Source organism: Pseudidiomarina donghaiensis, from assembly GCF_900116895.1.
GTDB lineage: Bacteria > Pseudomonadota > Gammaproteobacteria > Enterobacterales > Alteromonadaceae > Pseudidiomarina > Pseudidiomarina donghaiensis.
Window position 1 is genome coordinate 65,533 of record NZ_FPCF01000004.1, and the last position, 26,025, is coordinate 91,557.

The window sequence follows — 26,025 nt, forward strand, 5'->3', positions numbered from 1 at the left end:
TCTATTGGGTGAATGAATTCATCTGTTCAGATGCTTTAACCGTTTGCAGCTCAACACGCTGCCCGCGGTATAGTTTATAGCGTTCACGCGCCTGTTGGCGCGCATTTTCTTCACTGGGCACGCGTTCAATAATCATGCGTGCGCCTTGCCACTCGGGCATATCAGCCATTAAGTTTACCACCGCAGCGGTGCGGCGTTTAGCCACATTAGCTTGCGGCCAACACAACTCCACCGGTGCACCTTGAGAAGGCCCCTCACCGGCTAAATTATGTGGCACAAAAGCGTCGCTCGGTGACTGCCACAAGGCTTCATCGAGTTTTTCGGCTTCCGCTTGATTGGCACACCAAACACGAACGCTTCGAAAATCGCGCCATGCTTGCGTAATACGCTCACAGAAGAACTGCAACTGTTGTTGCTCATCAAGCCCGTCGAGAACGTAAAAAATGCCTTGTGCCATAGGTTAAGCCTTAACTATTAGGTTTTATTCTTGCTCTGCCGAAGCGGTGCGGTTGAGCACGAATTGCGTCAGCAACGGTACCGGACGGCCTGTTGCGCCTTTCTTCGCGCCGCTGCGCCATGCTGTACCAGCTATATCTAAGTGCGCCCAGTGGTATTTCTTGGTAAAGCGCGACAAGAAACATGCTGCAGTAATGGTACCTGCATCGCGACCGCCTAGGTTAGCCATATCAGCAAATGGGCTATCTAATGCGTCTTGATATTCATCCCACACCGGCAAGCGCCATGCACGATCGCCGCTTTGCTCTGAGGCTGATAACAACTCATGGGCAAGCGGGTTGTGGGTGCTCATTAAGCCGCTAGCGTGGTGGCCAAGGGCAATAATACAAGCCCCTGTTAGGGTGGCAACATCAACTACCGCTTCAGGTTCAAACCGCTCGACATAGGTTAAGGTGTCGCACAACACGAGACGACCTTCAGCATCCGTATTTAATACTTCAACGGTTTGGCCGCTCATGGTGGTAAGTACATCACCAGGGCGATAGGCTTTGCCATCTGGCATATTTTCACAGCCGGCAATGGCACCAATAACGTTGATTGGCAGTTGCAGTTCAGCAATGGCCTGCATGGCACCCAAAACCGAAGCGGCACCGCCCATGTCATATTTCATTTCGTCCATGTTTGCCGATGGCTTAATTGAAATACCGCCGGCATCAAAGGTTAAGCCTTTGCCAACCAACACAATGGGTGCCTGATTAGCATCGCCACCTTGGTAGTGCAATAAGCTTAATACCGATTCGTTTTCCGAACCACGACCAACCGCCAAATAAGCGTTCATGCCAAGTTCGGCCATTTCTTGTTCGGTTACCGCGGTAAATTTTAAATTGTCATAGTTAGTTGCCATTTCTTCGCAGCGTTCTGCTAAATAGCGCGGTGTACAAATATTCGGTGGCATATTTGCCACGTCGCGGCATAGCGACATCCCTTTAGCAACGGCTAAACCGTGCTGAATGGCTTTTTCGCTAAGCGGCAGCTCACGGCGAGTCGGTACATTAAATACCATTTTACGCAACGGTCTGCGCGGCTCTTCTTTGCGAGTTTTTAATTGATTAAAAGTATATAAACCACCTTGCGCGGCTTCTACCGCTTGGCGTACTTTCCAATAGGTGTCACGACCTTTGACGTGAAGCTCGCTGAGAAAACAAACCGCTTCCATGGAACCGGTTTCGTTCAAAGTATGGATGGTTTTTTCAATAATTTGTTTATACTGACGTTCATCGAGCTCACGTTCCTTGCCACAGCCAACCAGTAAAACGCGTTCGCTGAATATGTTAGGAACGTTGTGTAGCAGCAGCATTTGCCCTGGTTTACCTTCAAGGTCACCACGGCGCAGCAGGTTACTGAGGTAGCCTTCGCTGACTTTATCTAGCTGTTCTGCTACACCGGATAGGCGGCGTGGTTCGTATACACCAACCACGACACAGGCAGATCGTTGTTTTTCCGGACTGCCACTTTTTACGCTGAACTCCATATGTGCTCCCGTTTGCTGCGGTTGACAGTGGATCGCTGTCGTAGAATAATTCTTGTTAAAATGACAAGTTTACTTAAAAATCGCAGTATTTCCAGTAAAAAGCAACGTTAAGAGTGGGCATCAGTGCGTATATTTCGCTATTTAATACGTGAAACATTTAAGTCGCAAATCGCTGTGTTAGTGGTTTTGATGACTATTTTTGTCAGTCAAAAGTTTGTTCGCGTGCTTGCTGATGCTTCTGCTGGAGAAATTCCAAGCAACATCGTCATTCAGTTACTCGGCTTAAATCTTCCTGCACTTGCTGCGCTTATCTTACCCTTGAGTTTATTTCTTGGCATTTTGCTAGCCCACGGGCGTATATACGCAGACAACGAAATGACCGTTTTACATGCGTGCGGTGTCAGTGAGTGGTATGTAACGCGAGTAACGCTCGTGCTGTCTGTTATTCTGGCCGTTGGCACTGCGGCGTTGACACTTTACTTGGTGCCTTGGTCGCTTGAGCAAGAGCGGGTGGTGGAAGAGCGAGCACGCAGTGAAACTGGGTTAAGCGTGATTATGCCGGGGCGCTTTCAACAAGCGAGTAACCAAAAAGCAGTGATTTACGTTCAAGGTTTAACCGAAAACGGCGATCTCGATGAAGTATTTGTAGCCCAGTCATTACGTGACGAGAATAACCGTGTGATTGGCGGCAGTGTGGTTATGGCAGACAACGGCGCGGTTATTGCGGCCGACTCGGGTGCACAAACCCTAGTCTTGTCGAACGGCATGCGTTATGCCCAAAGCCTCGATGAAGGCGAGTTCCAAGTGATGCAGTTTGATAATTATCAACTGCAAATCAAAGAACAAGAGGGCAGCGAGTATATTCGAAAGCTTGAAGCCTACAGCACGTTAGAATTGATGAACGAACCCAATACTGAGGCTCAGGCAGAGCTTCAATGGCGTATTGCGATTCCGCTGGCAATGCCGTTACTGACGCTTATTGCTGTGCCGTTAAGCCGGGTTAACCCGCGCCAAGGTAAGTTTGCTCGCATGGCTCCGGCCTTGCTGATTTACTTGGGGTACTTTCTTATCCTGATGTCAGCTCGTTCTGCCGTTGCTGATGGCGCTATTCCCGCCAGTATCGGTTTGTGGTGGATTCATGTGTTGTTGCTTGTTTGTGGCGTTGCACTAATTGGCAAAGGCCGCCCATGGGGGCTGAAAGTGCTATCAAAATTTAAGAGGGCGCGCTGATGTTTTCTATTCTTGATCGCTACATAGCGCGCTCAGTATTGGTCACATCGCTGCTTAGTTTGGCGGTTTTAAGTGGCCTGTCGAGTTTAATTCGATTTGTTGAACAGTTGAAGTCGGTAGGTCGTGGAACTTACTCGGTGGCGGAAGCTGGACTGTTCGTGCTTTACAGCTTGCCCCGCGATATTGAGGTGTTTTTCCCCATGGCAGCCTTGTTAGGCGGCTTGATTGGTATGGGCATGTTGGCGAGTAATTCAGAGCTTGTGGTGATGTTGGCTGCCGGTCGCTCACGCTTGAATATTGTTGGCTCGGTGATGAAAGCGGCGGTGGTGATGATGCTGGCCGTTATGGCGATGGGTGAGTGGGTCGCTCCAGAGTTAGAATCACACGGGCGTGAGCTTCGAGCTCGGGCAATTTCCGGCGGTAGTCTAATTTCAGCGCAACAGGGTATTTGGGCGCGCGACGGCATGAACTTCGTCAATATCGGTGAGGTCGAGAATACCGGCCGGCTGCGCGATATTACCGTCTATCATTTCGATGAAGGCAATGAGTTAAATTCTATTCTGCATGCAGCAAGTGCTGTGTACAGCGCTGAACGGTGGCGTTTGGCTGACGTCACACGCACCACCTATGCATTTGAAAAAATTCAGCAAGATCATCAAGACACAGTCCTCTGGCAATCGTCGTTAACGCCAGACAAGCTTGGTGTGGTTACGGTAAAACCGGAAAGTTTATCCATTCGTGGATTGGTCGATTACCTAGACTACCTAGAGGCTAACCGACAAGCGGCTGAGCGTTATAAGCTAGCCCTATGGCGTAAGCTGTTAGCTCCGGTGACCGTTGCGGTTATGTTGCTTGTTGCGTTGTCATTCATTTTTGGCCCCTTGCGCTCAACCACCATGGGTGCGCGCATACTACTTGGTGTTATTACTGGTTTTGGCTTTCACGTGAGTAACGAAATTTTTGGGCCGATGGCTCAGGTGTATCAGTTGCCGCCCGTGCTTGGTGCTTTGTTACCTAGTTTACTGTTCGCTAGCTGGGCGCTATGGATGATGGGGCGCCGCGGCAGTTAGCGGCGCCTTGTTACAGTTCTTTTTGTTACAACTCCTATTGTTACAACTCTTTCCAGTAATACAGTTGGTTTGCTTCTTTTGATAGGGTAACCAGTTCGGTTCCGGCAGCATAATCGTGCCAAGCTCTGCGGTTTTTAAAGTCAACCAGAACCCACAAGTTACCCAGCCCAAAGGCACAGGTTAAAATGCGAATAGCCGCTTGTTTTTTCGTTAAGCGCTGACCATTGCGTTGTTGCACTTTCAAGCGCCAAGCTCGCATGCCGACGGTTTGTCCGCTGCGCCACCAGAACCAGCCGAAGAACACAGCCAGTACTGTGAGTAAATAAATACCAAAAATAGGTGTTTGATTAAGCCAGTCTGCCGCAGTTAAGTTATCACTAAGTGCAATAACGCCCATACGGTTTAGTACCGCCGGCAAAATAAGAGCGAAGCCAGTTGAGAGCATGAGAATAGCAACAGCTACGAGTAAGTCGTAAATCATAGCCGCTAAACGTCGTAAAAAGCCTGCGCTAGGGAAGCTGGCATGTATTTGGGCGGTGGTTTTTGGTGGACTGTCTTCGACAGATGGCGCGTTAGGTGACGTTGTACTCATGATGAACCCGTGCTGAAAATTTTCGCTATAGTACCTAAAAACCCCGAAGAAAAACCAATTTTTCAGGTTATTTGCTCACGAAATAAGCGATTGAATAATTCTGTCATAAAATGTCTTGATTGGCTTCAACGGTTCAGTATAATGCGCAGCATACTTCAGTAAGCAAGACCCCCCAGTGCCTGGGTGGCGAAATTGGTAGACGCAGCGGATTCAAAATCCGCCGGGATAAAACCCGTGTCGGTTCGAGTCCGACCCTAGGCACCACTTCTTTACAAAACACCACTTTGAAAGCTATAACCTTGTGTATAACAACATACAGGGACCGAAATCTTGTCTTCATCGTCAACACCACAACGCACCTATCAAGCTTTTATTTCGTATCGGCACGCGGACAATACGCTCGAGGGGCGGCAATGGGCTACCTGGCTACATCAAGCCATAGAAACCTACCAAGTACCCGACGAATTAGTGGGTAAAAAGAATAGCCGCGGAGAGGAAATTCCCGAACGTATTTTCCCAATATTTCGTGATGAAGATGAGCTGCCGGCCGATGCTGACTTAGGCAATTCTATAGCCAACGCGCTGAAAGCCTCACGGTTACTCGTTGTGGTGTGCTCACCGAACGCTGTCGCGTCGACTTATGTTGCCGATGAAATTGACTATTTCAAACGCCTTGGCCATTCCGATCGCATTATTGCGATGATCATTGATGGTGAGCCCAATGTGAGTTGGGATACTAGCAAACATAAGCTAGGTTTTTCGGCTGAACAAGAGTGTTTTCCAGAGCCCCTACAGTTTCGTTATGACGAAAATGGCAATCGCACTGAGCAACGGGCCGAGCCCATCGCAGCTGATTTTCGGGTATTCCATGACGGTCAACCTCAGCAAGCGTGGACCAGCCAGGCTGCATATAGACAGCAGCTGAAGGTCGATGGGAAATTAGCCCCGCAAGACATCGATAACGCCGTTAAACGCTATGGCGAGCAGCAAAACCTCATGTTGCTAAAAATCATCGCGGGTATTTTAGGGGTGCCATTAGGTGAATTGACGCAACGCGATAAAGCTTACCAATTGGCGCTGGCAAAACAACGCGCTAAGCGACTACGGCAGTGGCTCGCTGCGGTGGGTGTATTGGCTATGGTCGCGATAGGTGCTGGTATTTGGGCTTATGTGCAGCAGCAAGTGGCAGAGCAACAGCGTGACACAGCGCTTGTGAGCCAAAGTCGATTCTTGCTGAATCAGGCGCAGTTGCGAGCCGAAGACGGTCGTTTTGATGAAGCTATTCTGCTTGGGTTAAACGCGCTACCGGGGGAGTACGGTGGTCAGCGGCCGTGGGTGAATGAATTGGCCGGTTTGCGTTTAGCCATGCAGCAAAACCAAAAAATACTAAGTTGGCGAGCGCCTCAGGCGGTAGCTTATGCAGCATTAATTCCGCACGTACCGCGCTTAGCTGTAGGTTATGACAATGGTACTGTGGATATTCTGGAGGCAAATAGTGGTCAAGTTTTAGCAACATTGGCTCATCAAGCTCGTATCGACCAGTTTACTATAAGTCCGACCGGCCAATATATTGCGCTTAAAGGGCGTGACTCGAGATTAACGATTTGGAGCTTAGCCAACTTTGAAAAAATAAATGACATTTCGATGAAAGGGTGGTCCGAATCGGTGCAATTCAATGCCGACGAGAGTGCGGTTTTTTCGTTGAATTACCCTGGTTATATCGCCAAGTACCCAATCAATGACAATACAGCGCTGTATGAGACGGAGGTTGTTGAATCAGCAAACCGACTCATTATCTCACCCAATAGTAAGTATCTGGCAACGGCGGATTTATTTGGCATGAACTCCCATGTTTTTGACGGTGAAACAGGTCAGTTAATCCGCTCGATTCCGGCCGAAGAAGGGGCTTATTCAGGGATAATTCGTGAACCTCAATTTAGTCCGCTGAATAATGAGATTCTTTTAGTCTATTCTCATCTTGGTACGCACAGTTATGTGGTGACTAGTGATGAAAAGTCGTTTGCCCCTGGCTACCATTTAATATTCGACCAAGCAGGTGAGGCCGGCTTGATGTTATCGACAGGGCAACGAATTGACTCAGGTAATGAAAACGCGGACGGACTAAATGCACTTAGCACTTCACCCATGGTGGTTGATTTAAATAGTCGCAACTATGTGGCACTTGAGCACGGTATGATGGGGCCAGATTTTGTTCAGTTTGGCGCTACAGAAACGATCTATTCTGGCAGTGGCGATAATATATATGTTTGGAATGAGAAAACCGGTGAGCAAACGTTTGCTATCAAAATTCCCGATTCAGAAAAAACCAGTATTGATGATCAGCAACAACTTATTTTAGCGTGGCAGCCCGGCGCACAAAATGTTGATTTGTACAGTTTACAGGGTAATCAAGCCGCTGCTTTTATCGCCAACAACTTCCAAGCACTCGGACGTTCATTGAGCCCTTCGGGCAATTGGTTGCTGGTTATCAATGACGATAATTCTATCGGTTGGCTGAATACGAAAACCAATACGGTAGAAGCCGTTATGCCTATACCATGTGAGCGTCTTTGGCGTGATGCTCAAGTGGTTTTCGCAGCAGATGAAACACGGGCAGCCATTCACTGTCAGCGTGACTCTTGGTTTGTCTCTCAACGTGACACGGCAAAAGCACTAACCTTTCAAGCGACTACGGTGGCCAACTCGGGCGAGCTTGCTGCAAAGGTAGTTGATGCAGGTGAGCAGATTGCTGCACAGGTGTTTGATTGGCGTAACAATACTCAGGTTGCGGAAATAACTTTACCGGCTCAATCACGCTATGACATTGATGGCCTAACTATAGCTGCTGGTGGCAACTATGTATTGGCCAATGTTGATAGTAAAAATACGATTGTCGCAAACATTAAAAACAACACAGTGTATGTTGATATTCCACTTGCTGGTGAGGCTGTGTGGCTTTCTGAGCCGCAACTAACCGTGGTGAAGCAGGTTGATGCGATAACTTTTTGGAGGGCACAGCAACAAGAGCCGATTTGGCGTTTTGCTGACGGTCGTAAGTACAATACGGTTCTACCGATTGCAAATGGACGTATGCTGTTAGTTCAAACCGCAGCCGACGAGTTGCTGTGGTTAGATGTTGCAAGTCAAAAGATCATCCAAACAGCTAAACTAAGTGGCTATTTACCAAGGGTTCGCGAGTATCCACAACATGATATGTTTATTATTCACGGCTACCAATGGCAATCGTGGCGTATCTCTGACCATACACTTATTGACCGGTCGCCTACGTTTGGCCAAAGCCGCGACATTGCTTTTGATGCAACCACCGGTGCGTTAGTGCAGATCATTGATGAGCATCGCTATGTGCGTTATCCGGCTCTACTTGATCTTAGCGTAAAACAGGCTCGCGCCGCTTTACCTATTGGCAAAAACTGCTTATCGGAAGAACAAAGAGCGCGCTATTACTTGCCGCCGTTAACCCCCAAACAACGCCAGCAAAGAGGATGTGAATAAATGATGCCCTCATGGTTATTGCCGCTACTTAAGGTGCTCGGCATAAAGGAGCAAGACAACGCCAAGGTAATTCTTAGCAAAGCCGAGAAACTAGCCAATCAGTTAGCGCCGAATACTCGGCGTATGTACGCCTATATTCTTGTTGTTCAAGGCTTGGCTGTGTTGGCGCCGCTATTGTGGTTGTTAGTAACCCGCAGTGGGGTGAATGTAAGCTATGTCGGATATTTTAGTGCGGTATGCGCTATTTTGTTAGTGGCTGTATTATGGTGGGTGCGTTGGCGCGGTATGCAACATAATTGGGCTCGTGCGCGAGTGGTTGCAGAAATTGCGCGCTCACAATTAGCCTCTGCAAGCATTGACCCAGTCATTACCGCAAAGGCGCTAACGGCTGCACCAAGCCTTGCTGCTATTGCCGCATATTTACAGCGACCTGTTGCAGTTGATGAATTAAAAAATTCGAATGCAGCAGCGTTACAAACGGACTACTGTCAGCAACGCGTTGTTGATCAACTAAATTACTATCGGCAAAAGCGCCGATTGGCGCAGCAACAGCGACATCGCCTGAGTAAAACCGTAACTTTGTGTGTAGATGCTGCGTTGTTTTTGGCTGTAATGGGGCTGCTAATAGCACTGCGCGACAACTCAAATTCGTGGTTGTTATGGTCTGGTTCAGACTATATTTTGGCCTTCATTGGTGCGTTATTGCCTTTAGTTGCTATTTTGCTGCAACTACGTGGCAACTATTTAGACCTTGACCGGCGGGTAGGGCGTTATGCTCAACAAATTGAGTTTCTTGAGCAGCAGCAGCTACGGCTAGAAAGCAAGTTACCGCCAGCGCAATTTAAACAGGTTGTGGTTGAAACCGAGCTTAGTTTGCTGAGTGAAGTTAGTGAGTGGTATTACCAAACCGAACACAACCAGCCTTATTATCGCGCCAATAATCAGGAAATTGACCAACGTGAATTGCAATTAATTAAAGCTAAGCCCGTTGGCTTTATGAGCAAACTTTCTAACGTGTTAGCAATTTCTGCAGGGTTTATCGGGCGGGTGCTGTTTGGTCGAGTACTAGTCGTTGGGCTATCGATTGTGGTAACGACAGCACTAATTCATTACAACAAAGCGCCGCAAGACCCCAACGTAGTCGCTAAATTAAATAGTCAAGAAGGCGAGTTGCTGATCGCAAACCAATCTAGCTACGCACTCTGGCAACCAAGCGATGCTGCGAAACAGCATGGACTCATTGTAGTTGCACACGGTCTGCGTGATGGCGTGCAACGAACAATTCCAGAAAATGTGAGTGACGCACATTGGATGACGCGCCTACAGCAAGCAATTAAACAACAAACCAAGCTTACACCGGAAATTATTTTGGTGAATTGGAGCCATGCAGCAAGGCCTTCAGCGGTACCCGTTGTAACCTTAGAAAATAAAATGCTTGATGCATTAGGGCTACCTAAAGACGCACAAAGCATGTTGAATGATTTATCAATGATTCGGCCGCAAGGTGAGCGCATTGGCGAATTAGTGGGTTTCAAACTTGCCCGAGAATATCGCTCTGGTGTGCTCGATAAAAATAAGCCATTACATTTAATTGGCCATAGCGCTGGTGGCTTTGTCGTGCTACATGCAGCGCTCGTATTAAACGAGTTGGGGCTGGCGCCGACAGATATGCGGGTGACAATGCTCGATACGCCAGTTCCCGTGGCTAGCGATATTGCCAAACTGGCAGCGCACACCCCCGTTGATTTTTACGTTACATCGAGCCTTGCATTGGGTGTGCCCAAACATCAATTTAGTGCTGAATTCAATCGCTTTGATATCGCCGTACCAAGTGAAATTGACCCATATACGGGGGCGCACTCGTATGCGCACAGTTGGTTTATCGACAGTGTGACTCGGCCCGAATTACAGCACGGTTTTGCGCGTTCAAGCTTCGCAAAACAACAGCGCTAATGGCAATTATCTGTTATGCTATAGGCATTCGACTGCTTGCAGTTTTGCAGTAGTTAACTATTGAGGAAATATGACAAAACACGACGATTCGTCAACATCAGAACAACCCGAATACGAGGTTGAAATTCCTTCACGCGACGATTTGCTCGCCGCCGTTGAAGCGCGTTTAAAACCAACCAGTTTTGATGAACTGGTTGAGAAGTTCAAACTATCCGATGAACGGCAACAGGTTGGTTTGAAACGCCGTTTACGTGCTATGGAGCGCGACGGTCAACTTATTTACACCAAAGCCAATGCTTATGGGTTACCCGAGCGTATGAGCCTGATTAAAGGGCGCATGATTGGCCACCGTGATGGCTTTGGTTTTTGTCGCCCAGAAGAAGGCGGCGCCGATTTATTCATTCCGCATCATCAAATGTACAACGTGCTGCACGGTGACAAAGTACTAGTGCAGCAACAGGGTACCGAAAGCAAGGGCCGCAAAGAAGGCCGTATTGTTCGCGTTATTGAGCCGCGTAAGGGTGATATCGTCGGACGTTATTTTATTGAGCACAATATTGGTATTGTGGTGCCCGACGACAGCCGTATTTGCCAAGATATATTAATACCCGAAGGGCAAGCCAACGGTGCGCGGCATGGTCAAATTGTTGTGGTTGAAGTGACACAACGGCCAACACGGCGCAGTAGCCCTATTGGCACGGTCACCAAAGTACTCGGTGAGCACATGGCTCCGGGTATGGAAATTGAAATTGCCATTCGCGAACATGACATTCCAACTCAATGGTCAGCCGCGGTTGAGCAAGAGTTGGCGCGTTACGGTGAAACCGTGCCCGCAGAGGCTTACGAAGGCCGTACCGACTTACGTAAATTGCCGCTGATAACCATTGATGGTGATGATTCGCGCGATTTTGACGATGCCGTATGTGCCGAGCCGCACGGCGATGGTTGGCGCTTGTGGGTAGCGATTGCCGATGTGAGTTATTACGTACGCCCAAATACAGCCTTGGATAAAGACGCTCTTGAGCGCGGCAACTCCGTTTATTTCCCTAATTTTGTTGTGCCGATGCTGCCTGAAAAGCTGAGTAACGGATTATGCTCGTTGAACCCTGACGTAGACCGTTTATGCATGGTCGCCGAAATGACCATCAACAATAAAGGTAAACTTACAGGCTCTGAGTTTTACCCTGCTGTGATGAATTCGCACGCGCGCTTAACCTATACCAAAGTGGCTGCCATTTTGGATGGTGACGCCAAGCTGCGCAAAGATTATGACCATGTGATGGGTAATATTGAGAACTTACATGGCTTGTACAAAATTCTGAAGAAAGCGCGTCAACAACGGGCGGCCATTGAATTTGAAACCACTGAAACACGGTTTATTTTTAACGCGCAGCGGAAAATTGAGTCGATTGAACCGGTACGCCGTAATGTTGCTCATACCATTATTGAAGAATGTATGATCATGGCTAACGTAGCCACTGCGCGGCTTATTGAAAGCCATGACGAAGCAGGCGCGCTGTTCCGAATTCATGAGCCGCCAGCAACCGAGCGGTTGACCTCATTTCGAAGCTTTTTAGCTGAGCTTGGTATTACCATGAAAGGTGGCGATGACCCGAGCCCGCATGATTATAGTGACGTACTGGCGCAAGTGGCTGAGCGGCCGGACGCTGAGCTGATTCAGACTATGTTGTTACGGTCGATGCAACAAGCTGTTTATAGCCCCGACAACGCAGGGCACTTTGGTTTGGCACTTGACGAATACTCGCATTTTACATCGCCCATTCGTCGTTACCCCGATCTGATTTTGCATCGCGCAATAAAAGCCCTGTTGAAAAAGCAGCAAGGGCCGTCGCCGGCACTTGAAGGGGCGTGGATGTACCCGGACGACCAGCTTGATGAGCTGGGTGCGCATTGCTCCATGACTGAGCGCCGTGCCGATGACGCGACGCGCCAAGTGGATGAATGGCTAAAATGCGAATACATGCGTGATCACGTGGGCTCTGAGTTCTCCGGCGTTATTGCCGCAGTCACCAATTTTGGTCTATTTGTGCGCATTGATGACATGCAAATTGATGGCTTGGTGCATATTAGTAACCTAGACAACGACTACTACCAGTTTGATGGTGAGCGACAGTTATTGATTGGTGAAAACTCGCGGCGAGTCTATCGGTTAGGTGATAAAGTACGCATTCGCGTGAAGTCAGTGAATTTAGACGAGCGCAAAATTGATTTAGATTTATTGTCGGCGGAAAGCCCAACCGGTCAAGACCGCATGCTACCGAAAGGCAAAAAATTCGCCAAGGCAGAACAACCGCCCAGTAAAAAGCAGAAAAAGCAGGCCACCAAAGCGCGTATTAAGTCGAAGCGTAAAGCCAAAGAGTCGGCTCGCAAAGGCAAGAAACCGAAAGCCCCAAAATCGAAAGGCCAAAAACGGTCATAAGTATTCATTGTTGAGAGTTGTTGTTACATGAACAAAAAAGTCACTATTTTCGGTATGCACTCGGTGCGTTCAGTTATGAGTCAGCACCCTGAGCGTCTGGTGGAAGTGTTTGCCACGCGTGAGCGGCAAGACAAACCATTGCAAGAGTTAGTTAGCCAAGCGCAAAAACTGGGGATGCGGGTACAGTTTGTACCAAAAGCCACGTTGGATAAAAAAGCCGAGGGTGGTAATCACCAAGGTGTTGTTATTACGGCGCTTGAGGCTCCACAATTAACCGAAAATGATCTCGACGCATTATGTGAAAAAGCCGGAAAAAAAGCGCTGTTTTTGGTGCTTGATGGGGTAACTGACCCGCACAACCTGGGGGCCTGTTTGCGTACTGCCGACGCCACTGGGGTTACCGCCGTGATTGTTCCTAAGGACAAATCAGCGTCAATCAATCCAACGGTTCGTAAAGTAGCGAGTGGTGCTGCAGAAGCCGTGCCATTTGTGCAAGTGACAAATTTGGCACGCACCTTACGACAGTTACAAGATAATCAGGTTTGGGTGGTTGGCACCGCGGGTGAAGCGACCAAGAACTTATACGAAGTCGACTACACCGGGCCTGTGGCCATTGTCATGGGTGCTGAAGGCGATGGCATGCGCCGGTTAACTCGAGAAACCTGCGATGAACTGATTAAAATTCCATTGTTAGGCACAGTGAGCAGTTTGAATGTGTCGGTCGCAACAGGGGTCACTTTGTATGAAGTGGTTCGGCAACGTCATGACAGCTAGACGCAGTTGGAAGCCGCTGCTTATTGCGGCTTTAGTCATTGTCATGTTGGCGTTGGCGTGGTTGCCAACGGGGGATCTTGACCCCGAGCAACGTTCAAATAAGCCATTTTTGCATGTGACTTATACCATCGACGCCGCAAGCGAGGCCGCTGCTAAAGGGCAGCTTGAAGATGTTGCTTTTGACATTCAGCAACGCATCGAGCAGCGCCATGAATGGCGCCTATCAGAAACACCAGAGCCACGGGCATGGCAGCTTACTGTACAGGTCTCTAGCGCAGCCATGTTAGTGCTGAATGGCGAACTTCAAGCGCCGGCAAGTAATGCCACAGATGGTTCCGTGCAGCGCTTTAAAGTGCAAGGCCCAGCGGATAGTTACGCGGCTTTGCCTGAGCAATATGTAAAAATTCTTATCCAGCTTGTGGAAAACGGCCATAAAACGCAATCAAGCTTGTGATTGCGGGCGTTATAGGCTAAAATCCCGCCGCTTAAATCAGTCTGAAGTATTTAATTCATTTAAAAAGCGTTCCTTGCTGCCAAGGGTGTGACTGAGCCAGTTGGTAGCTATGAACCATAAGGAGCAGAAATGCGTCATTATGAAATCGTATTCATGGTCCATCCAGACCAGAGCGAGCAAGTACCTGGCATGATCGAGCGTTACAGCGAGACCATCAAAGCAGGTAACGGTACCATTCATCGTTTGGAAGACTGGGGCCGTCGTCAATTGGCTTACCCAATCAACAAGTTGCACAAAGCACACTACGTGTTGATGAACATCGAAGCGACTGCTGAAGTTGTAGACGAGCTAGAAACAGCTTTCCGTTACAACGACGCCGTTTTACGCAACATGATCATGCGCAAGAAAGAAGCTGAAACTGAAGCTTCTGTATTGAGCAAGAAAGATGAGCCGCGTAAAGCTGACAGCCGCAACGAAGAGCAAGACGACAACGAAGCGGCATAAGCCAACACGTTGTGTCTACTACTGTGGAGCCTGTGCAGAATTTATATCAAGTCAGCGGTGCGGTGATTAAACCGCCACAATTGACGCACAGCCCGGCTGGCATTAGCCATTTACGCTTTGTTCTTGAGCATTTGTCAGAACAAATTGAAGCCGGACTCCCACGCCGCAGCTATGTTCGCATAGTGGTTGTTTTAAGCGGTGGGGTTGCAACACAGTGGGCCAAAGAATTAAACGTTGGAACTGCAGTCCATGTCAGTGGTTTTTTGAATCGAATAGAAGATAAAAACGGTATTGGCAAATTGGTACTACACGCCCAGCAACTTGTGAAGATTTGAGGAGACCATCATGGCTCGTTTTTTCCGTCGCCGTAAATTCTGCCGTTTTAAGGCTGAAGGCGTTAAAGAAATTGATTACAAAGATATCGCTACTCTGAAAAACTACATCACTGAGAGTGGCAAAATCGTTCCTAGCCGAATCACTGGCACTTCTGCGAAGTACCAGCGTCAATTGGCGCGTGCCATCAAACGTGCACGTTACTTATCGTTGCTGCCTTACACTGATTCACATCAGTAAGCCGGCATCGGAACGATCTCAGAAACTCAGAGGTAGCGGACAATGGAAATTATTCTATTAGACAAAATTGCCAACTTAGGTAGCTTGGGTGACCAAGTTTCAGTTAAGTCTGGCTATGCACGTAACTTTTTGTTCCCACAAGGTAAAGCAGTTCCTGCAACCGAAGCGAACATTAAAGTATTTGAAGAGCGCCGTGCTGAACTTGAAGCCAAATTGGCTGAAGAGTTAGCAGCTGCGCAAGCTCGTGCAGAAAAAATTAATGCACTTGACCCAGTCGTTATCGGCTCTAAAGCTGGTGACGAAGGTAAATTGTTTGGTTCAATCGGTACGCGCGACATCGCTGATGCAGTTACTGCAGCTGGCGTTGAAGTGGTTAAAGCCGAAGTATTGTTACCAAACGGTACCTTGCGTGAAGTTGGCGAATACGACATCGAGTTGCACTTGCACTCAGACGTATTTGCAACGGTTAAATTGCAAGTTGTTGCTGCTGACTAATTTAGTCGCCGCAAGCAAATTAAAAAAGCTGTCCATTTGGGCAGCTTTTTTTTTGGATTTTTTATGACGCGCTGTAAACCTTGTCGTAATTACATGCGACATACTTAGTAACTGAACAAGAATCGCTGTACAAAATGCCAAGATAGGAATTCCAGTGACAGCTCAAATTTTAACAACAGCGTATTTTGATGACCCAGATGTGAAACTTGCGCAACAAGCAGGGCAGGGCGACTTAAATGCGTTTCGAAAAATATATGATCGACATCATCGGCGCGTTTACGGCTTGGTGTTACGTCTAGCCGGCGATTTTGATATGGCGAACGATGTGACTCAAGAGGTTTTTATTCAGCTCTGGAAACATTTGTCGAGCTTTCGTGCAGAAAGTAAATTCAGTACCTGGTTACATACCGTGGCCACGCGCGTTGCAATAACTGAGTTGCGTAAACAAAGCCGCCGTATTCAACAGTTACAGCTAGCCGGAGATGAACAGGCTCACTTCGAGCAGCAGTTGGTGCACAGTGACTGCCCAGATTTGGGGCGCCTTGATGGGCTGATTCAGCGGCTGCCCCTACAAATGCGTTGGGTGTTTGTGCTGCATTGCCTAGAGGGAATGCGTCATGAAGACGTCGCGGAAGAACTAGGTATAGCTGTCGGTACAAGTAAAGCGCAGGTGCACCGCGCCAGAACGTTATTAGAGGAGTGGTTAAGCGATGACAACGCCTAATAATAGTGCACGCATAGCATTAGATTCGTTAATAAACGACACCATGCAACATGGCGCTGAAGTAGCGCCGCCCAAAGACCTATGGCGTGGCATTGAAGCGAGCATTAGCCGTCAGCAACTGCGCTCGCAGCTACAACCAACTCATGGTTGGCGCTGGGCCACGGGTATTGCAGCATCACTTTTTGTGGCTGTTGGTGTGTTTATGGGCACCTACACCATGCCGGCGCCGGAAGTTGGCACAAACTCAGAAACCCAAGCCCACATGAACCTGCTTGCCATGATCACGGAACAACACCAAAAGCAACGTGATTTGTTATTGACGAATTACCAAGACGCTGGGCTGACGCCCACATTTAATGAATTAGAGGTTGAGTTACAGCAATTGCGCGAAGCGGCAATGAAAGTCACCCAACAGTTGCAACAAGAACCGAATAATTCAGAGCTATGGAAGTTCCTTCAGTGGTTACATCAACAGGAACTTGAGTTATTGAAAACTATGTATATACAGCCGCGCACTTATCAGCAGGCCTAATGAAGCAAAGCTAATTAAAGCCAAATAAAGTACAACTGAGGAGCTTACTTATGAATAAATTAATCCAAATGGCGATTGCCGGCACTCTATTACTGGTACCGAATTTGGTTGTTGCCAAGGGCCAGCAAGTTAATCAACAGCTTGAGGTACCAACCAACGCACGAGTGGTGATTGACACCATGCGTGGTAAAGTTGATGTGCAAGGAACGAATGCGAATGTGGCCAAGGTTGTTGGTACCATTGATGAGAATGCTGAAGACTTTATTTTTGAGCTGAATGGCAATACCTTAACTATTCACGTAAAAATGCCCAACCGCGGTAACTTCAGTAATAACGACGGTAACGATTTAAAAATTAGCCTACCAAACACCGCCCGTGTTGAGGCGCAAAGCGTATCTGCTGACTTTAATGTAAACGCGTTTACCGGCAGTGTTGTGGTGAGCAGCGTTAGCGGCGATATTACGGCAACCCGATTAACTGGCGGTGCTAACTTAGAAACGGTTAGCGGCGATATTGAAGGGCGTAACTTAGCCGGCGAATTGACCTTACAAAGTGTCAGTGGTGATGTCGAAGACCAAGGCAGTGATAGTTCGCGTGCAACCTATGGAACAGTAAGCGGTGACGTAAAAGCAACAACCAACGCCCGTGTGGTTCGTGCTGAAGCGGTATCTGGCGACGTACAACTGAATCTTGCTAGCGTAGACTCACTGCATATTAATAATGTCAGTGGGGACGTTGAAGTATCAACTGCGCTTAATGAGCGGGCCCGGGTTAATGTTGAAACGGTTAGTGGCGATACAACGTTGAAATTGCGTGGCGATATTCATGCAGATATAGACGCCCGTGCTAGCGCTGGTGGTGACATTGTGAACCGCCTAAACCAAGTAAAAGCAGAACAAGGCAAATATGGAATGGGACAAAGCTTGAAGCTTGAACTTGGCGAGCGCAGTAGTTCCATGAGCTTGCGCAGTGTAAGCGGCACTATTGTGTTGGAAAAATAGCAACATGAATTTCATTGAGTACATGAGCTCAACAAGCAAATCAGCAAATTTATGCTGATTTGCTTTCTTCGTGTCGTATGATTTTGTATAGTCTCGCATGGTTATTTGATATTTACTCACTGAGACATTCATGGCAGAAAAGCGCACGACCAAGCAAGCATGGCAAGGACAGCAAAAACCTAAAGACGCCAAACTTGACGCGATAAAAACACCCCCTCATTCGATTGAAGCAGAGCAATCGGTGTTGGGTGGCCTTATGCTGGATAATCAGGCATGGGATACTATTGCGGGTGAGTTAATTGCCGATGACTTTTATCATCGCGGACACCGGTTAATCTTTCGTGCTATGCATCATTTGTCTGAACGCACCCAGCCAATCGACTTGGTAACAGTGTCTGAAGTTTTAGAAGCTTCCGGCGAGCTTCAAGACGTTGGCGGTTTTGCCTACCTTGGCGAAATAGCTAAAAACACCCCCAGTGCCGCCAATATTCGTGCGTATGCACAAATAGTGCGCGAGCGGGCAATTCTGCGTGAAATGATCGCTGCGGCGAATGAAATTGCGGAGTCAGGTTTTGATACGCAAAACCGAACCTCTAGTGAGCTGTTAGATATTGCAGAAAGCAAAGTTTTTCAGATTGCCGAAAAGCGTACTAGCGCCAATGAAGGGCCCCAGCCAATTTCCCCAATTTTGCAAAAAACCATCGACCGTATTGATGAACTTAGTCGCAACAAGAACCACAACGGTATTACCGGTGCTTCAACGGGCTTCTTAGATCTCGATCAAATGACAGCAGGTTTGCAGCCCTCAGACTTGATCATTGTTGCCGCTCGGCCTTCGATGGGTAAAACCACCTTTGCCATGAACTTATGTGAAAACGTGGCAATGCGCAAAGACAAGCCAGTACTGGTGTTTAGTCTTGAGATGCCGTCAGAACAAATCATGATGCGTATGTTGGCGTCGCTAAGTCATGTTGATCAAACACGTATTCGTACTGGGCGTCTTGAAGAAGACGAATGGTCGCGTATTGCATCAACGATCAATATTCTAAAAGACAAGAACAATATTTTTATCGACGACTCATCAGGTTTAACCCCAACCGAAGTACGTTCACGTGCGCGGCGGGTTTATCGTGAGAGTGGTGGGTTGTCGATGATTATGGTCGATTATCTTCAGTTGATGACTGTGCCTGGCATGGCAGAGAACCGAACCCTCGAAATTGCCGAGATTTCGCGCTCGCTTAAAGCGTTAGCGAAAGAGCTTGAAGTGCCGGTGGTGGCATTGTCGCAGCTGAACCGTTCACTTGAGCAGCGGACCAATAAGCGTCCGGTAAACTCAGACTTACGTGAGTCGGGTTCAATAGAGCAAGATGCCGACGTGATCATGTTTATTTATCGTGATGAAGTTTACCACCCTGAAACCGAAGAAAAAGGTGTGGCTGAGGTCATTATCGGTAAGCAGCGTAATGGCCCTATCGGTAGCGTTAAACTAAAATTCCAAGGGCATTACTCGAAGTTTGATAACCTGGCAAAAATTGATTTACCAGACGGGCCAGATTATTAATGACAGGCTTTACACAGACCATGCGCTTCAATGGTCTGTGACGCCACCTGAAACTCTTGGCTTTCCGCTTGTTTGCGCAGTGCGTCATATACCCCATCTGACTGAATTTCTTGTACCGAACCACATTGAACACAAATAAGCATTTGTACTGGGTGCTGATGGTCAAAGTGACTGCATAGCACATAACTATTGGATGAGGTTATTTTATGAACAAAACCTTGTTCTTGCAGAAAATCTAGTGCGCGATAAATGGTTGGAGGTTTCGCATTAGGAACCGCAGCTTTTAACTTATCGAGCAGGTCATAGGCGCCGATCGCGCCTTCTTGTTCAGCTAATATTTCAAACACCTCGCGGCGCGCTGGTGTTAACCGCGCCCCACGTTGCTCGCATAATTTTTGCGCTTTATTGACTAAACGCTGAGTATCTAATGTGTTCATATTTGGCAGTTTATCACGCAGGTTTTACGTAAGGAAGATGATTTGTATCGCATAGTTCGATATGTTAACTTTTTTCCAACAGGGGGTATTCATGCAAGCAAAGTCTATAGTGCCATGGTTAATTGTCGCGACGTGTTTGGTGTTATTTGTTTCAACAGCCCGAGCTCAGTTACCCGATTACTTCACCGACAGCAGTAGTAAAGAGTATCGTGAAGTGCTTTATCATCTTCAGGCATTACTGCCCCCTGATGCGGTGCTAAAAGATAACCCATTAGCGTACTCTTTCTTCATAACGCCATATGCGCAGCTTGATGTTCGGCCAACTAAATTTACCAACCCTGAACATCGTGCAGAGTTTGCTAATTTCAACTTTGGTGCGATTGGTGCAATGTACACTGGTACACCGCAATATATTAAAAATCTAGCTGCAGCGGTGTTGTGCCGAAATGACGATTGCCATCAGGACAAAGCAGAACATGTTGCAGCTTTTATTCAAGTGGCGGATCAGGAGCTGAAGCTACTCGCGAAAAGTGAACAATTATCCATTGTACAGCAGTCAAATGATCAGCTTTTTCGTATCAATAATGCGTTTTTTGTTGGGCCTAGTGTCACCGTATATGAACCATCGGCTGTAGCTGGCTTTGTACCTTCGGCGCATACGACGCAATTTGAACGAATTGAGCAGGCGCCGTCTGAAATTGCGCAGTTGCGTGCGCTTTCCATGCCTTTGCGAAAGCTCATGGCCTCACACAAAATTGCTGCCATTGAACGGCATAATAATGGCGCGCTAAATATCATCGTCGCAGGTTTCGCCGATAACCAGTATGGCGCCGTTTGGAAAGAGTCTGGCCTTACCTTGCCGAGCAAGGGTGATAAAAATTGGGCTGGGTTTGAATATCAAGAGCTTTTGCCGATAAGCGCTAAGGCTTTTTATTATCAAACTAACTAGTATTTATCAAACAAGTCACCAACCGAAGTTAGTCAGGGCTTTTAATTCACGCTATAATACGCGCCCGAAAAAACTTTGATGGGTTGTAACTCGTTGTGACAATACCGAATAAACCTGAATACAATGTCGATGAGTCGCTTGCGTTTAATCGCAAGTTGTCAATCGCGCCAATGCTGGATTGGACCGACCGCCATTGTCGTTATTTTCATCGCTTGCTAACACAACACACGGTGCTTTATACCGAAATGGTTACAACCGGCGCCATTATTCACGGCAAAATGGACTTTCTGCAATTTGAACCGGCTGAACAGCCAGTGGTATTGCAACTTGGTGGCAGCGACCCAGCGGCCATGGCTGAATGCACGGTTCGGGCCGCTGAACGTGGTTATCAAGAAGTGAATATTAACGTTGGCTGCCCTTCTGATCGCGTGCAAAATGGTAGTTTTGGTGCTTGTTTAATGGCTGAGCCACAAACTGTAGCGGCATGTGTGAAAGCCATGAAAGAGGCTGCACCGAATACCGTTGTTTCCGTGAAAACACGTTTGGGAATTGACGAACACGACAGTGATGAATATTTACAGCGGTTTTTAGAGCCGGTGATGGAAGCCGGTTGCGAGTATTTTACCCTGCACGCCCGCAATGCTTGGCTGAAAGGCTTGAGCCCAAAGCAAAACCGAGATATTCCGCCACTACGTTATGATCGTGTGTACCGAATGAAGCAGCGTTATCCAGGCTTGCACATTACGATTAACGGCGGAATTAAAACCATTGCCGAAATTCACCAACACCTAGAACACGTCGATGGCGTCATGATTGGTCGCGAGGCTTATCAGAACCCAATGCTGTTAACAGAATTTGATGCTATATACGGCGCCGCCAAGCCGGTCGATGTTGCGAATGTTTTGGAACATATGATTTTGTACATGGAGCGCCATGTGGCACAAGGTGGGCGACCGTGGCATGTTGCACGTCATATGATTGGGCTTTTTCAAGGTGGTCCAGGTGCAAAGAAATGGCGTCAGCTACTGAGTCAAAAAGGACCGACGGCGACCGATGCGCGAGAACTGATTGAGTCAGCTTATGCAGAAGTGACGACTGCGCGTGCGCGGTTTGACCAACATTTAGCCGAATTAGCGATGCGCCAAGAAGCCGAAGACATCTAAATCAAAATTATCTTTGACAAAAATAATCTCTGCAAATCAATAGCATGTGACATTAATTGTTTGGTGATTAAAAATTGGCACAAGCTTTGCATTACTCCTATTGACTAAATTGGCATGTTGCCAAACTCAATAGGAGAATCCCAATGAAAACCACTATCGCTACTGTTGTATTTGTTTCAAGTTTGCTGAGTAGTCCTGTAATTGCTCAAGAGTCAGCACCGAAAGACGTTCTTGAATCGTCACTAACGCGCAGTATTCACTATGATGTGAGTGCGGTTCAGCAACAAGTGAAGAACGATAATACACTTGATTTAATGCAGTATGTTTCTGATTTTAAATTTGCTCTTAATCCGTCGGCGATTATGGCAACAATCAAAGAAACAGCCACTGACATACTCAGTTACCCTGAGGAATAATTCATGTGGTTACAACCTGCTTTGTTAGTTGCAATGATGGCTGCACCGGTATTGGGAACAGTGGTTGCCGGTGCGGTCGTTATCGCAACTAACGCGATGAGTGTCGACAAATCCAAGTGAATGGCCGGTGAACATGTGGTACGCTGATTTCCATCTATACCAACAACAATAGAGGAAGTGTAAGCGTGAATAAGCCGCTCATTATGGGTTTGGTTGGCGCCTTGAGTCTAACCACCGCTGCCGCTGCGCAGGAATACAATGCTTCTGAGCGAGCGCACCGTATTGCGCAAGATAATTTAATTATCGACACCCATATCGATGTTCCTTATCGCTTAAACAAAGACTGGGAAGACGTGACTCGCGCCACCAAGCGGGGTGACTTTGACTATCCGCGTGCCAAGCAAGGCGGACTGAACGTACCTTTCATGTCAATTTACATTCCTGCTCAACTAGAACAAACGCCGGGCGCCAGTTACCAACTGGCCCACCAACTAATCGATAGTATGGAAGCACTCGCGTGGCGCGCACCGCAAAAATTTGCCATGGCATACAGCGTTGACCAAGTGATGCAGCAGCAAGAGCGCGGCGTGATCTCTCTCGCGCTAGGTATGGAAAATGGCTCGCCAATTGAAGGCGACATGAAAAACCTGTATGAGTTTTACAACCGCGGAATTCGCTACATTACTTTAGCGCACAGCCAGTCTAACCATATCTCAGACTCGTCTTACGATGTGCGTCGTCAATGGAATGGTTTGAGCCCGTTCGGTAAAGAACTCGTCAAAGAAATGAACAATGTTGGCGTCATGATTGATATTTCACACGTATCTGACGAAGCTTTCTGGCAGGCAGTTGAAATTTCCAAAGTTCCGGTTATTGCCTCACATTCTTCGTTGCGCCGCTACACACCGGGCTTTGAGCGCAACATGAGCGACGAGATGATCAAAGGCCTCGCTAAGAACGGCGGCGTGATTATGATTAACTTCGGCAGCTCGTTTGTGACACAGCAAGCGAACCGCTATGGCGATATCGTTCGCAAACAAATTGCCGCGATTAACGAGCAGTACGGTGAAGGCTCAGACGAAGCTGAGCAACGCATTGCTGAAGTGCGTAAAAAGAACCCATTCCCGTTTGCCACACTCGAAGAAGTGCTTAACCACATTGACCATGTGAAAAATTTGGTGGGCATTGATTACATAGGTATTGGTTCAGACTATGACGGCGTTGGCGACTCTCTGCCAGTTGGCTTAAAAGATGTCTCGACCTATCCGAACTTGGTACAAGGGCTTCTCGACCGCGGTTACAGCGAAGAGGAAATTGAGAAGATTCTGTATAAAAACTTTGTTCGTGTATGGCGCGAAGTAGAAGCCTACGCCGCTGCAAACTAAAAGCAAGAGCGCTATTAGCTGTTAGATATTCGATATTAGATCGTAATATCTAACCTCGGTTAATAGCGCACTTTTCCTTACCCATTAAAATTCCACCGTCCGCCAATAGCCAATATCCACTAGCTGATATCGCCCTTGCTTTTCCCAGTCAAAAGTGTATAATTCGCGGCCACAGTTGATGAACTCCTTGGAGCTCTCGCCAACTGTAATTGGTTGCCACAGCAGTCCCGATAGGGGATTGAATGGATTTTTCGTTGAAAATGCCACGCCCGGTATGCTGCCAGGGTGTCGGTTTTTTTCTGTGCTCTTTTTTAAATGCTCTTTAATTGAGGCTTTGATTTTTTATGGCTAATCAAAGAATTCGGATTCGCTTGAAAGCGTTCGATCATCGTCTGATTGACCAGTCGACTGCAGAAATCGTTGAGACTGCAAAACGCACTGGTGCTCAGGTACGTGGTCCAATTCCACTGCCTACGCGCAAAGAACGTTTCACTGTGTTGATTTCTCCACACGTGAACAAAGATGCGCGTGACCAGTACGAGATCCGTACCCACAAGCGTTTGATCGACATCATGGACCCAACTGACAAGACTGTAGACGCACTTATGCGTTTAGACCTTGCAGCGGGTGTTGATGTACAGATCAGCCTGGGCTAAGCGGGCAGTAATAGGATTACACACGAGAGGTTTTAACAATGGCTATTGGTCTAGTCGGTCGTAAAGTAGGAATGACTCGCGTCTTCCAAGAAGACGGCGCTTCTGTACCTGTTACTGTGATCGAAGTGACAGCAAACCGTGTGACTCAGGTGAAAACTGAGGAAACTGACGGTTACCGCGCGCTTCAAGTGACTGCAGGTACTAAAAAAGCAAACCGCGTTACTAAACCACTTGCTGGTCACTTCGCGAAAGCGGGTGTTGAAGCAGGTCGCGGTCTCTGGGAATTCCGCCTAGAGAACGGTGAAGGTGAAGATTACGCAGTGGGTTCAGAAATCACTGTAGAAATTTTCGCAGACACCAAAAAAGTAGACGTTACCGGTACCTCAAAAGGTAAAGGTTTCCAAGGTGCTGTTAAGCGCTGGAATTTCCGTACTCAGGACGCTACCCATGGTAACTCGTTGTCGCATCGCGCGCCGGGTTCTATCGGTCAGAACCAGTCTCCTGGTCGGGTATTCAAAGGCAAAAAAATGGCAGGTCAGATGGGTAACAAGCAAATTACCGTACAAACGCTTGACGTAGTACGTGTAGACGCAGAGCGTGGCTTGTTGTTGATCCGTGGCGCTGTCCCTGGTGCTATTGGCGGCGATGTAATCGTTAAGCCAGCAGTCAAGGCTAAGGCGTAACGTCTGAGGAGAATGGTGATGGAATTAACATTAAAAGACGCAAAAGGCGCTCTTGAAGTTTCCGAAGCTACCTTTGGACGTGAGTTCAACGAAGCTCTGATTCATCAGGTAGTCGTTGCTTATGCTGCAGGCGCTCGTCAGGGCACTAAAGCACAAAAGACGCGTTCTGAAGTATCTGGCGGTGGCAAAAAGCCATGGCGCCAGAAGGGTACTGGCCGCGCTCGCGCAGGTACTATCCGTAGCCCAATTTGGCGCTCTGGTGGTACTACGTTTGCAGCGAAACCACGCAGCCACGACCAAAAAGTAAACAAGAAAATGTACCGCGGTGCTATGAAAAGCATCTTGTCTGAACTTGTTCGTCAAGATCGATTAATCGTGGTAGAGAAGTTTGGTGTTGAAGCACCAAAAACTAAAGCTTTAGCTGCACAACTTAAGTCTATGGATTTGAACGACGTTCTTATCGTGACTAAAGAAGTGGACGAGAACTTGTTCTTAGCGGCACGCAACTTGCACAAAGTTGACGTACGTGACGTACAAGGCCTTGACCCAGTTAGCTTGATTGCTTTTGAAAAAGTTTTGATGACTGCTGACGCAGTGAAGCAAATCGAGGAGGTATTATCATGATGCGCGAAGAACGTTTGCTGACTGTAATTCTGGCTCCTCACGTTTCTGAAAAGTCTACTACGACTGCAGAAACTGCTAACACTGTCGTGTTCAAAGTAGCGAAAGATGCAACTAAACCACAAATTAAAGCAGCGGTAGAAAAGTTGTTTGAAGTTGAGGTTGAAGGCGTTCGCACTGTGAACGTAAAAGGCAAAACCAAACGTACCGGCGCGCGCTTTGGTAAGCGTAGTGACTGGAAAAAAGCGTATGTCACCCTGAAAGAAGGTGCGGACATCGACTTCGTCGGCGGCGCTGAGTAACAGGAGGAAT

General features: G+C 47.7%; 27 protein-coding genes and 1 tRNA gene. 24 read left to right on the plus strand and 4 right to left on the minus strand.

Features of this window, described 5'->3' with window-relative positions; genetic code table 11:
* Window position 1: 1 nt before the first annotated feature.
* Together BM334_RS08385 and pepA are read right to left on the minus strand one after the other, a co-directional pair.
* A complete protein-coding gene (locus BM334_RS08385) occupies window positions 2-457 on the minus strand; it encodes a DNA polymerase III subunit chi (RefSeq protein WP_055438584.1) in 456 nt (151 codons plus the stop codon).
* A gap of 24 nt (window positions 458-481) precedes the next feature.
* Window positions 482-1,987 (minus strand): leucyl aminopeptidase, encoded by a 1,506-nt coding sequence (gene pepA, locus BM334_RS08390; RefSeq protein WP_092840762.1) that lies wholly within the window; start codon window positions 1,985-1,987, stop codon window positions 482-484.
* A gap of 123 nt (window positions 1,988-2,110) precedes the next feature.
* Between pepA and lptF the strand changes: the two genes are divergently transcribed.
* Together lptF and lptG are read left to right on the plus strand one after the other, a co-directional pair.
* Window positions 2,111-3,217 carry an LPS export ABC transporter permease LptF gene (gene lptF / locus BM334_RS08395; RefSeq protein WP_092840764.1) on the plus strand — a complete coding sequence of 369 codons (1,107 nt, stop codon included), beginning with the start codon at window positions 2,111-2,113 and terminating at the stop codon, window positions 3,215-3,217.
* Window positions 3,217-4,287: an LPS export ABC transporter permease LptG gene (lptG, locus tag BM334_RS08400; protein ID WP_092840766.1), complete on the plus strand. Its 1,071-nt coding sequence runs from the start codon at window positions 3,217-3,219 to the stop codon at window positions 4,285-4,287. The genes lptF and lptG overlap by 1 nt, the downstream gene beginning before the upstream one ends.
* Window positions 4,288-4,327: 40 nt before the next feature.
* On the opposite strand, the gene BM334_RS08405 is transcribed toward lptG, so the two are convergent.
* On the minus strand, window positions 4,328-4,879 hold the full coding sequence (locus BM334_RS08405) for an RDD family protein (protein ID WP_092840768.1): 552 nt from the start codon (window positions 4,877-4,879) through the stop codon (window positions 4,328-4,330).
* Window positions 4,880-5,056: 177 nt separating this feature from the next.
* Between BM334_RS08405 and BM334_RS08410 the strand changes: the two genes are divergently transcribed.
* The 14 genes from BM334_RS08410 to dnaB all read left to right on the plus strand — a co-directional run bounded on the left by BM334_RS08410 (window position 5,057) and on the right by dnaB (window position 19,403).
* A tRNA-Leu gene (locus BM334_RS08410) sits at window positions 5,057-5,143 on the plus strand.
* 66 nt (window positions 5,144-5,209) lie between these two features.
* Window positions 5,210-8,392 carry a toll/interleukin-1 receptor domain-containing protein gene (locus tag BM334_RS08415; protein WP_157981881.1) on the plus strand — a complete coding sequence of 1,061 codons (3,183 nt, stop codon included), beginning with the start codon at window positions 5,210-5,212 and terminating at the stop codon, window positions 8,390-8,392.
* Window positions 8,393-10,345 (plus strand): hypothetical protein, encoded by a 1,953-nt coding sequence (locus BM334_RS08420; protein ID WP_092840772.1) that lies wholly within the window; start codon window positions 8,393-8,395, stop codon window positions 10,343-10,345.
* A gap of 70 nt (window positions 10,346-10,415) precedes the next feature.
* Complete coding sequence (gene rnr, locus BM334_RS08425) at window positions 10,416-12,785, plus strand: ribonuclease R (protein ID WP_092840774.1); 2,370 nt, start codon at window positions 10,416-10,418, stop codon at window positions 12,783-12,785.
* A 27-nt stretch (window positions 12,786-12,812) separates the two neighbouring features.
* Window positions 12,813-13,559 carry a 23S rRNA (guanosine(2251)-2'-O)-methyltransferase RlmB gene (gene rlmB / locus BM334_RS08430; RefSeq protein WP_092840776.1) on the plus strand — a complete coding sequence of 249 codons (747 nt, stop codon included), beginning with the start codon at window positions 12,813-12,815 and terminating at the stop codon, window positions 13,557-13,559.
* Window positions 13,528-14,013, plus strand: a complete 486-nt coding sequence (locus tag BM334_RS08435) for a hypothetical protein (protein WP_126801847.1) — start codon at window positions 13,528-13,530, stop codon at window positions 14,011-14,013. Before rlmB ends, BM334_RS08435 begins: the two co-directional genes overlap by 32 nt.
* Before the next feature lie 129 nt (window positions 14,014-14,142).
* Window positions 14,143-14,517 carry a 30S ribosomal protein S6 gene (gene rpsF / locus BM334_RS08440; protein ID WP_055438593.1) on the plus strand — a complete coding sequence of 125 codons (375 nt, stop codon included), beginning with the start codon at window positions 14,143-14,145 and terminating at the stop codon, window positions 14,515-14,517.
* 11 nt (window positions 14,518-14,528) lie between these two features.
* The gene (priB, locus tag BM334_RS08445; RefSeq protein WP_241970968.1) at window positions 14,529-14,852 is read left to right on the plus strand and encodes a primosomal replication protein N; all 324 of its coding nucleotides are present in this window, start codon (window positions 14,529-14,531) and stop codon (window positions 14,850-14,852) included.
* A 10-nt stretch (window positions 14,853-14,862) separates the two neighbouring features.
* Window positions 14,863-15,090 carry a 30S ribosomal protein S18 gene (gene rpsR / locus BM334_RS08450; protein ID WP_006956988.1) on the plus strand — a complete coding sequence of 76 codons (228 nt, stop codon included), beginning with the start codon at window positions 14,863-14,865 and terminating at the stop codon, window positions 15,088-15,090.
* Between the two features lie 42 nt (window positions 15,091-15,132).
* Entirely contained in the window at window positions 15,133-15,585 is a 453-nt protein-coding gene (gene rplI, locus BM334_RS08455) for a 50S ribosomal protein L9 (RefSeq protein WP_055438595.1), read from the plus strand.
* A 154-nt stretch (window positions 15,586-15,739) separates the two neighbouring features.
* Entirely contained in the window at window positions 15,740-16,309 is a 570-nt protein-coding gene (locus BM334_RS08460; protein ID WP_241970969.1) for an RNA polymerase sigma factor, read from the plus strand.
* The gene (locus BM334_RS08465) at window positions 16,296-16,841 is read left to right on the plus strand and encodes a hypothetical protein (protein ID WP_092840780.1); all 546 of its coding nucleotides are present in this window, start codon (window positions 16,296-16,298) and stop codon (window positions 16,839-16,841) included. The genes BM334_RS08460 and BM334_RS08465 overlap by 14 nt, the downstream gene beginning before the upstream one ends.
* A gap of 50 nt (window positions 16,842-16,891) precedes the next feature.
* A complete protein-coding gene (locus BM334_RS08470; RefSeq protein WP_092840782.1) occupies window positions 16,892-17,842 on the plus strand; it encodes a DUF4097 family beta strand repeat-containing protein in 951 nt (316 codons plus the stop codon).
* 130 nt (window positions 17,843-17,972) lie between these two features.
* A complete protein-coding gene (gene dnaB, locus BM334_RS08475) occupies window positions 17,973-19,403 on the plus strand; it encodes a replicative DNA helicase (protein WP_092840784.1) in 1,431 nt (476 codons plus the stop codon).
* Here the strand turns inward: dnaB and zur are convergent.
* Window positions 19,400-19,840 carry a zinc uptake transcriptional repressor Zur gene (gene zur / locus BM334_RS08480; RefSeq protein WP_092840786.1) on the minus strand — a complete coding sequence of 147 codons (441 nt, stop codon included), beginning with the start codon at window positions 19,838-19,840 and terminating at the stop codon, window positions 19,400-19,402. The two genes, dnaB and zur, sit on opposite strands and share 4 nt — an antisense overlap.
* A gap of 91 nt (window positions 19,841-19,931) precedes the next feature.
* Between zur and BM334_RS08485 the strand changes: the two genes are divergently transcribed.
* From BM334_RS08485 to rplW, 8 genes are all read left to right on the plus strand, one after another.
* A complete protein-coding gene (locus BM334_RS08485; RefSeq protein WP_092840788.1) occupies window positions 19,932-20,789 on the plus strand; it encodes a hypothetical protein in 858 nt (285 codons plus the stop codon).
* Window positions 20,790-20,884: 95 nt separating this feature from the next.
* Window positions 20,885-21,952 carry a tRNA dihydrouridine(20/20a) synthase DusA gene (gene dusA / locus BM334_RS08490; RefSeq protein ID WP_420849458.1) on the plus strand — a complete coding sequence of 356 codons (1,068 nt, stop codon included), beginning with the start codon at window positions 20,885-20,887 and terminating at the stop codon, window positions 21,950-21,952.
* 143 nt (window positions 21,953-22,095) lie between these two features.
* Window positions 22,096-22,368, plus strand: coding sequence for a hypothetical protein (locus BM334_RS08495; protein ID WP_092840791.1), 273 nt, complete (start codon window positions 22,096-22,098; stop codon window positions 22,366-22,368).
* A gap of 203 nt (window positions 22,369-22,571) precedes the next feature.
* Entirely contained in the window at window positions 22,572-23,753 is a 1,182-nt protein-coding gene (locus tag BM334_RS08500; protein ID WP_092840968.1) for a dipeptidase, read from the plus strand.
* 344 nt (window positions 23,754-24,097) lie between these two features.
* The gene (rpsJ, locus tag BM334_RS08505; RefSeq protein WP_008488677.1) at window positions 24,098-24,409 is read left to right on the plus strand and encodes a 30S ribosomal protein S10; all 312 of its coding nucleotides are present in this window, start codon (window positions 24,098-24,100) and stop codon (window positions 24,407-24,409) included.
* Between the two features lie 38 nt (window positions 24,410-24,447).
* A complete protein-coding gene (gene rplC, locus BM334_RS08510; protein ID WP_055438602.1) occupies window positions 24,448-25,092 on the plus strand; it encodes a 50S ribosomal protein L3 in 645 nt (214 codons plus the stop codon).
* An 18-nt stretch (window positions 25,093-25,110) separates the two neighbouring features.
* Window positions 25,111-25,716: a 50S ribosomal protein L4 gene (gene rplD, locus BM334_RS08515; RefSeq protein ID WP_055438603.1), complete on the plus strand. Its 606-nt coding sequence runs from the start codon at window positions 25,111-25,113 to the stop codon at window positions 25,714-25,716.
* A complete protein-coding gene (gene rplW, locus BM334_RS08520; RefSeq protein WP_055438604.1) occupies window positions 25,713-26,015 on the plus strand; it encodes a 50S ribosomal protein L23 in 303 nt (100 codons plus the stop codon). Before rplD ends, rplW begins: the two co-directional genes overlap by 4 nt.
* Window positions 26,016-26,025 lie beyond the last annotated feature (10 nt).

Coding starts and splice junctions, on each gene's coding strand:
- BM334_RS08385 (WP_055438584.1), bottom strand. CDS start 457: ATGGCACAAGGCATTTTTTACGTTCTCGACGGGCTTGATGAGCAACAA.
- pepA (WP_092840762.1), bottom strand. CDS start 1,987: ATGGAGTTCAGCGTAAAAAGTGGCAGTCCGGAAAAACAACGATCTGCC.
- lptG (WP_092840766.1), top strand. CDS start 3,217: ATGTTTTCTATTCTTGATCGCTACATAGCGCGCTCAGTATTGGTCACA.
- BM334_RS08405 (WP_092840768.1), bottom strand. CDS start 4,879: ATGAGTACAACGTCACCTAACGCGCCATCTGTCGAAGACAGTCCACCA.
- BM334_RS08420 (WP_092840772.1), top strand. CDS start 8,393: ATGATGCCCTCATGGTTATTGCCGCTACTTAAGGTGCTCGGCATAAAG.
- rnr (WP_092840774.1), top strand. CDS start 10,416: ATGACAAAACACGACGATTCGTCAACATCAGAACAACCCGAATACGAG.
- rlmB (WP_092840776.1), top strand. CDS start 12,813: ATGAACAAAAAAGTCACTATTTTCGGTATGCACTCGGTGCGTTCAGTT.
- BM334_RS08435 (WP_126801847.1), top strand. CDS start 13,528: ATGAAGTGGTTCGGCAACGTCATGACAGCTAGACGCAGTTGGAAGCCG.
- rpsF (WP_055438593.1), top strand. CDS start 14,143: ATGCGTCATTATGAAATCGTATTCATGGTCCATCCAGACCAGAGCGAG.
- rpsR (WP_006956988.1), top strand. CDS start 14,863: ATGGCTCGTTTTTTCCGTCGCCGTAAATTCTGCCGTTTTAAGGCTGAA.
- rplI (WP_055438595.1), top strand. CDS start 15,133: ATGGAAATTATTCTATTAGACAAAATTGCCAACTTAGGTAGCTTGGGT.
- BM334_RS08465 (WP_092840780.1), top strand. CDS start 16,296: ATGACAACGCCTAATAATAGTGCACGCATAGCATTAGATTCGTTAATA.
- BM334_RS08470 (WP_092840782.1), top strand. CDS start 16,892: ATGAATAAATTAATCCAAATGGCGATTGCCGGCACTCTATTACTGGTA.
- dnaB (WP_092840784.1), top strand. CDS start 17,973: ATGGCAGAAAAGCGCACGACCAAGCAAGCATGGCAAGGACAGCAAAAA.
- zur (WP_092840786.1), bottom strand. CDS start 19,840: ATGAACACATTAGATACTCAGCGTTTAGTCAATAAAGCGCAAAAATTA.
- BM334_RS08485 (WP_092840788.1), top strand. CDS start 19,932: ATGCAAGCAAAGTCTATAGTGCCATGGTTAATTGTCGCGACGTGTTTG.
- BM334_RS08495 (WP_092840791.1), top strand. CDS start 22,096: ATGAAAACCACTATCGCTACTGTTGTATTTGTTTCAAGTTTGCTGAGT.
- BM334_RS08500 (WP_092840968.1), top strand. CDS start 22,572: ATGGGTTTGGTTGGCGCCTTGAGTCTAACCACCGCTGCCGCTGCGCAG.
- rpsJ (WP_008488677.1), top strand. CDS start 24,098: ATGGCTAATCAAAGAATTCGGATTCGCTTGAAAGCGTTCGATCATCGT.
- rplC (WP_055438602.1), top strand. CDS start 24,448: ATGGCTATTGGTCTAGTCGGTCGTAAAGTAGGAATGACTCGCGTCTTC.
- rplD (WP_055438603.1), top strand. CDS start 25,111: ATGGAATTAACATTAAAAGACGCAAAAGGCGCTCTTGAAGTTTCCGAA.
- rplW (WP_055438604.1), top strand. CDS start 25,713: ATGATGCGCGAAGAACGTTTGCTGACTGTAATTCTGGCTCCTCACGTT.